This is a genomic window from Nonomuraea cypriaca, assembly GCF_015645445.1.
Lineage (GTDB): Bacteria > Actinomycetota > Actinomycetes > Streptosporangiales > Streptosporangiaceae > Nonomuraea > Nonomuraea cypriaca.
Genome location: NZ_JADOGI010000010.1, coordinates 56297 through 65525, shown reverse-complemented (window position 1 = coordinate 65525; position 9229 = coordinate 56297). Strand labels below are relative to the sequence as shown.

Genomic DNA, 9229 nt, shown 5'->3' with positions numbered 1-9229 from the left:
GTTTCCGCATGAGAGCCCTCCAGCGCCCCCGGGACCCCGGCAGTCCGCCGCGCCCGGATCCCGGGCAGGTAGCCTGCCGGGCTCGCCTGGATCCTGGATGGGTTGCCCGCTAGCCTCGCCGGTACGCGGTATAAGGGGGTGAGTCGTGGGTTCGTGGGGGGAGCTGCCGGCGGGGCGGGTGGTCCGGCTCGACGCGGACGCCGATGACATCGCCCTGGCCATCGATCCCCTCCCGCCCGGTGCGCCGGCCATCGTCACGTACTTCGCGGCCGGGGCCCGCTCGGTCGCCGATCTGGTCGCCTCCGTCGTGCGTGAACTGGACGCGGCGGCCATCGCCCTTTTCCCCGCGTGGTTGCCCGGCGCCGAGGGCGTCGAGGGGGCCGGCGGCGCCCACCTGCCTGCCGTACGGTCCCTGGCGCTGCGCCGGGCGTCGGCGAGCGACCACTTCGGCCCGTTCCTCGCCGAGCTGGCCGAGCGGGCGCTGGCGGGCGGGGAGAGTAGGTTCCCTGCCGAGGCACGGGCGGCGGGGCTGGCCCGGGTACTGGCCGACAGCTACGGCCGGAGCCGGGCGGCGATCATGGTGCGGGTGCCCGAGGGGCTCGGGCCGGTGGAGGAGGAGGTGCTGGCCGGCGGGTGTGAGTGGCTGGCCCACCGCAGCGGGGCCGCTGTCTGGCTGACAGGCGCCCCACTCGGCACAGTGGACCGGATCGCGACAATCCCACTGAACTTACCCACCACCGTGGCCAGTCCCACCATGGCCAGTCCCACCGCGGCCAGTCCCACCGCGGCCAGTCCCGCTGAGGCCGGTCCCGCCGGGCTCACCGGGGTGGGGCCTGCCGGGACGAAGGCCCACACGGCGGGCGCCGCCGGGGCCGGGTTCCCCAGAGCCGGATCCCCCGAGTCCACCGGGGTGGGGACGGTGTCCGTTATTGCTGGGGCGGCCACGGCCGGGTGTCCGCCCGCCGTCGGTTATCCCGCCGTGGCTGGGCGGCCGCATCCGGGGAGCCGGAGCGAGATGGCTCTGGAGGCGGCGCTGGTCAGGTGCGAGTGGGCGTACGGGCGGGCGTGGAACCAGACGTACCAGCCGCATCCGCTGGCCGCGCCGATCCGGGTGGACCTGCTGTGGGAGAAGGAGCGGTGCGTGGTGGAGATCGACGGGGCCGACCACCGGGGCGCCGCCACGTTCGCCGCCGACCGGCAGCGGGACGTACGCCTCCAGCTAGACGGTTACGCCGTGCTGCGCTTCACCGATGTCCAGGTGCTGATAGACATGGACACCGTTATCCGCCAGATCGGCCGGTTCCTGCGGGGACGCCGCGGCACGGAAGGATGAGATATGACAGACAGTCGGCTGTCGCTCCCCGATTTCTCCGCCCTGATGGTGCTGGCGATCGAAGCCCGCGAGATCTCCAACAGCGAGCTGAAGCAGCGCCACAAGATGACGATCGACGGCTCCAGACGGATCCGGCTCAACGAGCTCAAGCTGGTCGAGAGCGTCAAACCCGGGCGGGCGTACGTACACGTGCTGACGGACGCCGGGTGGGTGCGCCTGGCCGAGGACCTGCGCGCGGGCCGGATCCCACCGCAGAGCGGCTCGTCGGGGGCGATGGCGGGCGCCCTGCTCGGCTGGCTGCCGAGGTTCATGGAGCGCAACGACCTGCGGCTGTCCGAGGTGTTCCAGCCAGACGAGGACGAGGCAGGGCCCGGTGACCCGTCCGACGATCTGGAGGCGCGGATCCGGGCCGCCTACTCCCGCGTGGCCGCCGAGCCGGGCACGTGGGTGACCCTGACGGAGCTGCGCCGGGTGCTGGGCGAGGCGCCGAAGGACCGCGTGGACGAGGCGCTCGTTCGCATGGAACGCCTCCCCGACGTGAACCTCGTCCCCGAGTCGAACCAGAAGACGCTCACGCCCGAGGACCGGGAGGCGGCGGTGATCATCGGGGCGCAGGCCAAGCACCTGCTGTGGATCGGCAGGCCATGACCGGCGCAGACGTACAGGATCTGGCCGCGCTCACGTTCAACTACACCGAGAGCGCCGACGACGTGTGGCGGCCGTCGGCGTACCACGTGGAAGGGTTGCACGGCCCGGCCACGAACATCGTCCTCGACGGCCTGGCCGAGGCCGCGAGCCGGCCGGACGCCAGCCCCGTCGGCGTGGTCGTGCAGGGCCAGCGCGGCACCGGCAAGACGCACCTGCTCGGCTGGGTGCGCGAGACGGCGCAGCGGCAGGGCGGCTACTTCGTGCTGGCCGGTCTCCTGGACGCCAAGGGCTTCTGGGAGAGCATGGTGGTGTCCATCCTGGACAGCCTGTCGCGGCCGTGCGAGGACGGGCAGGTCCAGCTCGCGCGGCTGCTCGACCGCCTGGCCTCGCAGGTCGGCGTGACCCGCATGGTACGCCGGGCGATCATCGGCAAGCGCGCCGTGACCAGGGACGAGCTGGAGACGTTCGTCGCGGCGCTGCGGCGGTTCGACGCACAGGTCGGCAGGGAGTCGCAGGACACGGCGCGGGCCCTGGTCCTGCTGGCCGGCGACGACCTGGGCCTGCAGGACCTGGGTGAGGCGTTCCTGTCCTCGGCGCCGGAGGGGCAGCCGGGCGAGCGGGCCCAGTGGGGCATCCGCCAGGTCGGCAGGACACCGCAGGAGATCGTCAGGGACATCTCGCGCCTGATGGCGCTCACCGGCCCCACCATCATCGCCGTGGACCAGATCGACCCGCTCGTCGCCCAGTCCTCGGTCCCGACGCAGGGCGGGGCCCGCACGCCGGGCGAGACGCTCATGATCGAGCGGATCGCCGGGGGCCTGATGGCGCTGCGCGAGGTGACCCGCCGGACGCTGACCGTCGTGACCTGCATCCCGGCCACCTGGACGCTCGTCGAGGACGTGGCGGTGGACACGGTGCGCGACCGGTTCAGGCAGGCGGTCCAGCTCAAGACGATCCCCGACGCGGACACCGCCCGTACGCTGGTCGTCAGGCGGTTCGAGGTCCAGTACGGGGCGGCCGGGATCAAGCCGCCGTACCCGACGTGGCCGGTGCGGCCCGAGGCTTTCGAGCAGGCGCCCGGCTACACGCCACGGCAGTTGCTCATCCGGATCGACCGGCACGTCCACGCGTGCCTGCTGGACGGCGAGGTCACGGAACTCGACGACCTCGGCCTCACCCCGTCCGTGCCTCAGGCGCCCGCGTCCGTGCGGGCCGCCGAGGTCCAGGCGCACCACCCCGCCGCCGCCGATCTCCGTGCGCTCGACGTCCGGTTCAAGGAGTTGCGTGAGGCGCTGCCGCCGGTGATCGACCAGGTCAGCGAGGACGCCCTGATGCCGCCGCTGCTGGCGGCCGGGCTGACCGCGTGGATCACGGAGCAGGGCGAGGCGGGCATGTCGTTCGGCGTGGACTCGCCGCCGAGCGCCAAGCCGCCCCTGCACGCGCGGCTGCGGCGCACCCTCGACGAGGCCAGGGAGGACGAGATCCACTGGGCCTTCCGCGCGGTCAGCGCGGAGCACGGCAACGCCGCTCTGAACCGGATCCGGCGGGCCTCCGTGGCGGCCGGGCTGGACGTGGAGGTGCCGAAGCGGCGGCTCTTCCTGCTCCGCAACAGGCCGTGGTCGAAGGGGGGCGCGACGCAGGCGGCGATCATCGCCTTCGAGCGGGCCGGTGGGCGGACGTTACGGGTGAGCGAGAACGATCTCCGGGTGCTGGCCGCGCTCAGAGCGCTGCTCGCCGAGAACCCTTCCGACCTGGCCGCGTGGCTGGTGGCACGCCGGCCGACCGCCGAGATCGGCTTCCTGAGCGAGGCACTCACCGGCGCCTGGAGCGTTCCGCTCCCCGCGGCCGGCGTGGCGGACGATCCGGCGCGCCCGCAGTCAGGCGATCCGGCGCGCCCGCAGTCAGGCGATCCGGCGAGCCCGCAGTCAGGCGACGCGGGGAGCCCGCAGCCCGTCGGCCCCGGGAGCGCGCAGGCGGGCGACGCGGAAAGTACGCAGCCGGTCGTCGCCGGGAGTGCGCATGCTCGCGGGTCCGGTGTGACGGCGGCGCGGATGCCGTACCTCTCGGTGGGGCGGCGGCTCGGGGACGGCGCGCCCGTGAGCGTGGCGCTGGAGGCGCTCAGGAAACATGTGACGATCTTCGCGGGGTCCGGTTCCGGCAAGACGGTGCTCATCCGGCGCCTGGTCGAGGAGTGCGCGCTGCTCGGCGTCTCCGCCATCGTGCTCGACCCGAACAACGACCTGGCCAGGCTGGGCGAACGCTGGCCGGAACCGCCACCCGCCTGGGAGGACGGCGACGCGCGCAAAGCCGACGACTACCTGGCGGGCACCGACGTGGTGGTCTGGACCCCGGGCCGGTCGGGCGGCAGGCCCCTGAGCTTCCACCCGCTGCCGGACTTCACAGGGCTGGCCGGCGACCCCGACGAGTTCGCCGAGGCGGTGGAGGCGGCGGTGGGGTTCATCGTGCCGCGCGTCAGGCTCGACGCCAACACGAACAAGGCACAGCTCGGGCAGGCCGTGCTGCGCAAGGCGCTGGCGTACTACGGCCGGAGGGGCGCGACGAGCCTGAAGGGGTTCGCGGCCCTGCTGTCCGACCTGCCGGACGGGGTGAGCGAGCTGGCCGGCGCGCCGCGCATCGCCGCCGACCTGGCCCAGTCGCTGACCGCGGCCATGGACAACGATCCCCTGTTCGGCGGGGTGGGCGAGCCGGTGGATCCCGGGCTGCTGCTGACGCCGGCCCCGGGTCGGCGGGCCAGGGTATCGGTGATCAGCCTGGCCGGGCTTCCCGGGCTGGAGCAGCGGCAGAGCTTCGTGAGCCGGCTGCAGATGGAGCTGTTCGTCTGGTTCAAGCGGCACCCGGTGCAGGATCGGCCGCTGGGCGCGCTGCTGGTGATGGACGAGGCGCAGACGTTCGCGCCGGCCACCGGCCCGGCCGCCGCGACCCGGAGCACCGTGCTGCTCGCCTCCCAGGCCCGCAAGTACGGCCTCGGCCTCGTCTTCGCCACGCAGGCGCCCAAGAGCCTGCACAACCAGATCCCCGGCAACGCCGCCACGCAGTTCTTCGGCCTGCTGAACGCTCCCATCCAGATCACCGCGGCCAGGGAGATGGCGCGCTCCAAGGGCGGCGACGTCCCCGACGTGTCGCGGCTGAGCACGGGCGAGTTCTACGTGGCGCTGGAGGGGGAGGCGTTCGTCAAGGTGCGTACACCCATGTGCTTGTCCAGGCACCCCAAGGCGCCGCTGACCACGGAGGAGGTCATGGAGAAGAGCAGGGGCGCCCTGCGCCCGGCATGAGAGCGTGGGGGAGGCCGCGCGCGGCACTCCCCCAGGCCCGATGATCAGGTACGGCGGTCAGCGCGTGGCGTAGGCGCGGATCACCTCCTGCGACAGCGTGTTGCCGTTGACGTCGGAGGCCTTCAGCCGCAGCGAGACGAACCCGGACGGCGACCGGTCGAGCGTCGTCTCGTAGGAGCGCTCGCCCTTGTCACGCAGGCGGGCGGGCTTCCAGGTGGCGCCGTCGTCGTACGACACCTCCAGCGAGACGTCCTTGACCGCGCTCTGCTCCGCGCCCTTCTGGTGGTAGAGGGACAGGCCCAGCTTGCGCGACCTCGCCTGGTTCTTCAGGTCCACCGGCGCGTCGAACGTGGCCATGAGCAGCGGGATCACGGCCGTCTCCGCGGCACGCGCCGAGGTGAACGTCCACGCGGCCTTGGTACGCGTGGACATCTTCGCCCACTCGGCGTCGTTGGTCATGTCGTACTCGAGGCGGTAGTCGGCCTGCTCGGGCACGACCGTCCCCGACCCGCTCGGCAGGTAGTTCGTCTGCCACAGCAGCGTGTCGCCCTGGTAGAGCCGGAAATCGGTCTTCAGGCCCTTCTCGAACTTGCTGGTGTAGGCGTCGCTGGAGTTGCCGCCGGAGTCCACGAACCCCTTGAACGAGATCAGCAGCTTGTCGCCCTCCCTGCGCACCGGGTTGCGCGGGCTGGTGCCGGGCAGCATCGGCTGCTTGAACACGCTCGCGCTGACCCGCTCCCCCTTCTCGTAGGGCCGGAACTCGGGCGACGACATCCCGACCTGCACCGCGTCCGGGTGCGGCCACATGTTGTTGTAGGAGCGCGCCGGCGTGCTCGCCGACGTGGACCACCGCAGGTCGGATCCAGGAGTGACGTAGTCGATCCGGGTGCGCGGCGTCTTGTACATGGGGCGATTCGTGGAGTACGCCAAGCTGTCCCACGGCTCGAACACGAACCTGGCCTCGTTGACGGTCACGTCGTCGGCGAGCTGGCTGTGGTAGTCGGTCTCGAACCTGGCCTGCGACTTCGCGCGGACCACGTACTTGAGCGAGTCACGCACCTGGCCCTGCTCGCGCAGGTACAGGTCGTAGGCGTACGGGCTGGCCGTGATGCCCTTGGCCACGAGCAGCACCGGCAGGCGGCGCAGCCGCTCGACCAGCTTCATGCCCTCCTCGTGGGAGAGGCGCACGGTCGGGACGGTGAGCTTGACCCCGTTGCCACCCGTGGTGACGTCGGACCCGGGGTCGTCGCTGTAGACGGCCACCATCTTCGCCCCGGCGGCCGCGGCCGCATTGGACTGCGTGGAGACCGGCACGCCGTCGGTGCGGCGGATGACCGCCAGCTTGCCGCGCAGGTCGCGGGCCTTGATCTCCTCGGCGCTACCGCGGCCGGCGTCCACCGCCAGGAGCAGCTTGGTGCCGTCCAGGCGGGGGTACTCGTCCGGGTAGTCGCTGAACTGGACCGGGTCGACGTACTCCGGCTCCAGCTTCAGGCCGAGCGTGGAGAGGGTGATATCGGGGGCCGTCAGCCGCCAGCGGGAGCCGACGGTGAAGATGCCCTTGGTGACCTTCTTCGTGGGCTGGACGAACAGCCGCTCCTCGATCTGCCCGCCGGACGAGATGGTGGTGCCGCCGCGCAGCGCGGTGCCGGTCTCTCCTGAGCGGTACCACATGAGCGCCGCGGCGGCTCCCGTGTTCCGCTTGGTCGTGTGGTCGGGCGTCTCGATCTCGATCTCGACGGCCTCGCGGGCGTCCAGCACGACCTCGGTGTTCTCGGTGATCTTCATCTCCGGGTCGCCGAGCAGGCTCTCGTTCAGCGGCTTGCCGCCGGTGGTGCTGCTCTGGGTGGCGGGCATGGTGAAGATGTGGCCGAGCACGGAGTAGGTGCCGGGCTTGACGAGCAGGCAGGTGCCTGAGCCGTACTTCTGGTCGGTGCACTCCAGGGCCGGGTTGCCCGGCAGCGTGCGGCCGACCAGGGTGCCCTCGTCGAGGTTGAGCACGGTGAAGCCGCCGCGGCCGTCACGGCCGTCCCTGGCGATGCCGCGTACGCGCAGCTCGACCAGCTTCTCCTCGCCGCTGCCCGTGAGCAGCGTGCGTACGGGCCCGCCGGCGGTCGCGGCCGTCAGCTCCTGCCGCACCAGCCCCGCGTCGCCGGCCTTGAACGTCACCTTGACCTCGGCCGCCCCCGAGGCGGGCACGGTGAGCGCGGCGGGCTCGACGGTGAAGGAGTCGCCGGTGGACAGGGTCAGCTCGGCCGGCGCCTGCCCGAGGTTGTGGTAACCGACGGTGAGGCTCTTCTCCTCGCCCGGGGGCAGCTCACCGAAGTTGACCGAGCCCGCCGACGCCACGACCGTGCCCTTGAGCGCGGCGGCCACGTCGATCCGGCCCGCGCCCTGCGCGTCCACCGGGATGTCACCCGGCTCGGCGGTGGCCATGAGCAGCGACTTCAGCTCGCCGCCGGTGATGCCGGGCCGCGCCTGCCGCAGCAGCGCGGCCGCGCCGGCCACGTGCGGTGTGGCCATGGAGGTGCCGGACATCGTGGCCTGGCCGCCGCCCGTCCTGGCGGCGACGATGTCCACGCCGGGCGCGGTCACGTCGGGCTTGACGGAGTCGTCGATCGCGATCGGGCCCTTGCTGGAGAAGGGGGCCAGCTTGTCCTGCCGGTCCACCGCTCCCACGGTCAGCGCCTCGGGGGCGTCGCCTGGCGAGCCCACGCAGGCGTCGCAGCCGGAGTTGCCCGCGGCGATCACGAACAGCGTGCCGTACTGCTTGGTGAGCTGCGACACGGCCGTGGTCATCGGGCCGCCCGCCCCGTCGGCGCCCAGGCTCATGTTGACGATCTCGGCGTGCTTCTCGCCGGCCGCCCACTCCATGCCGTCGATGATCCACGACAGCAGGCCGTTGCCGGCCGTGTCCAGGACCCGGCCGTTGAGCACCTTCGCGCCGGGCGCGACGCCCTTGCCGACGCCCTCGGCGCCCACACCCGCGATCGTGCTCGCCACATGGGTACCGTGGCCGTGCGGGTCGCCCTTCTCGTCCTCGCCGGTGAAGTCGCGCTGGTCGGCGACCTTGCCTGTGAGGGCGGGGTGCGCGGCGTCCACGCCGGTGTCGAGCACGGCGACGGTCATGCCGGTGCCGTCGTATCCGGCCGCCCACGCCTCGGGCGCGCCGATCCGCGGCACGCTGGTCTCCAGCGCGGCCGTCACCTTGCGGTCCAGCCAGATCTTCGACACGCCGGCCAGCGGTCCGGCGGCGCGGGCGTGCGGGGCGGCCAGCTTGGCCAGCTCCGCCCCGAACGCCGGCGCGTCCGCCGTGGCCACGGTCACGCCCGTGCCGCCGATGCTCTCCAGCGTGCGGACCTGCCTGGCGGCCGGGATGGCGGCCTTGGCGGCGTTCCCCGCGTAGGTCAGGATGAGCGGGATGGCGGCGCCGTACCCCTGCTCGGCCAGCTCGGTCACGTTGAACAGCGCGGCGTCGAGCCGTTCGGGGACCAGAGTGGCGATGTCGTCGGGGATGACGGTCGTCCCGCCGTCCGCCTCCAGCACCTGGAAGTTCGGCACGGAGCCGTCCGCCCGCGGCGCGGGCGTGACGGTGACCGTACGGTGCTCTCCGTCCAGTGCCCGCACCTGCACTCTGTCACCGGTGATCAGCGTGATCTCGTCTCCGGCCGCGGCGCTCGTGCCGCCCGTGAACGCGGCGGGCGGCGTGACCGCCGCCTGCGCGCCGGGAACCAAGAGCAGCGAGGCGGCGACGGCCAGGGATGCGGCCACCGCCGTCCCCCGCCTCACTAATCTCAACCCGTCCCCCATGTACGACCTCCAGAAATCGGTAATCAGGACTACCGACTTCCTAGTGCCGCTGATCAGGCGTTGTCTATGAGGTTTATGTGGCTAAATCCTGACTTGTCGTACATCCGCCAGTTCGACCTCCGCCGCGCGCCGTCCTAGATTGAGCGCA

General features: G+C 72.3%; 4 protein-coding genes. 3 read left to right on the top strand and 1 reads right to left on the bottom strand.

Annotated elements, in window-relative coordinates; genetic code table 11:
• The first annotated feature begins 145 nt into the window (after positions 1-145).
• From ITP53_RS60095 to ITP53_RS59060, 3 genes are read left to right on the top strand one after another with little or no spacing between them, the layout of a single operon-like run.
• Entirely contained in the window at positions 146-1333 is a 1188-nt protein-coding gene (locus tag ITP53_RS60095; RefSeq protein WP_207755552.1) for an endonuclease domain-containing protein, read from the top strand.
• Between the two features lie 3 nt (positions 1334-1336).
• The gene (locus ITP53_RS05420; RefSeq protein WP_195894172.1) at positions 1337-1981 is read left to right on the top strand and encodes a hypothetical protein; all 645 of its coding nucleotides are present in this window, start codon (positions 1337-1339) and stop codon (positions 1979-1981) included.
• Positions 1978-5274 carry a helicase HerA domain-containing protein gene (locus ITP53_RS59060; protein WP_195894171.1) on the top strand — a complete coding sequence of 1099 codons (3297 nt, stop codon included), beginning with the start codon at positions 1978-1980 and terminating at the stop codon, positions 5272-5274. The genes ITP53_RS05420 and ITP53_RS59060 overlap by 4 nt, the downstream gene beginning before the upstream one ends.
• A 57-nt stretch (positions 5275-5331) precedes the next feature.
• Here ITP53_RS59060 and ITP53_RS05410 read toward each other — a convergent pair whose 3' ends face one another.
• Entirely contained in the window at positions 5332-9042 is a 3711-nt protein-coding gene (locus ITP53_RS05410) for a S8 family peptidase (protein ID WP_328814044.1), read from the bottom strand.
• Positions 9043-9229 lie beyond the last annotated feature (187 nt).

What these genes read in the sequence shown, in the direction of transcription:
- ITP53_RS05420 (WP_195894172.1), top strand. Translation starts at nt 1,337, where the DNA reads ATGACAGACAGTCGGCTGTCGCTCCCCGATTTCTCCGCCCTGATGGTG.
- ITP53_RS59060 (WP_195894171.1), top strand. Translation starts at nt 1,978, where the DNA reads ATGACCGGCGCAGACGTACAGGATCTGGCCGCGCTCACGTTCAACTAC.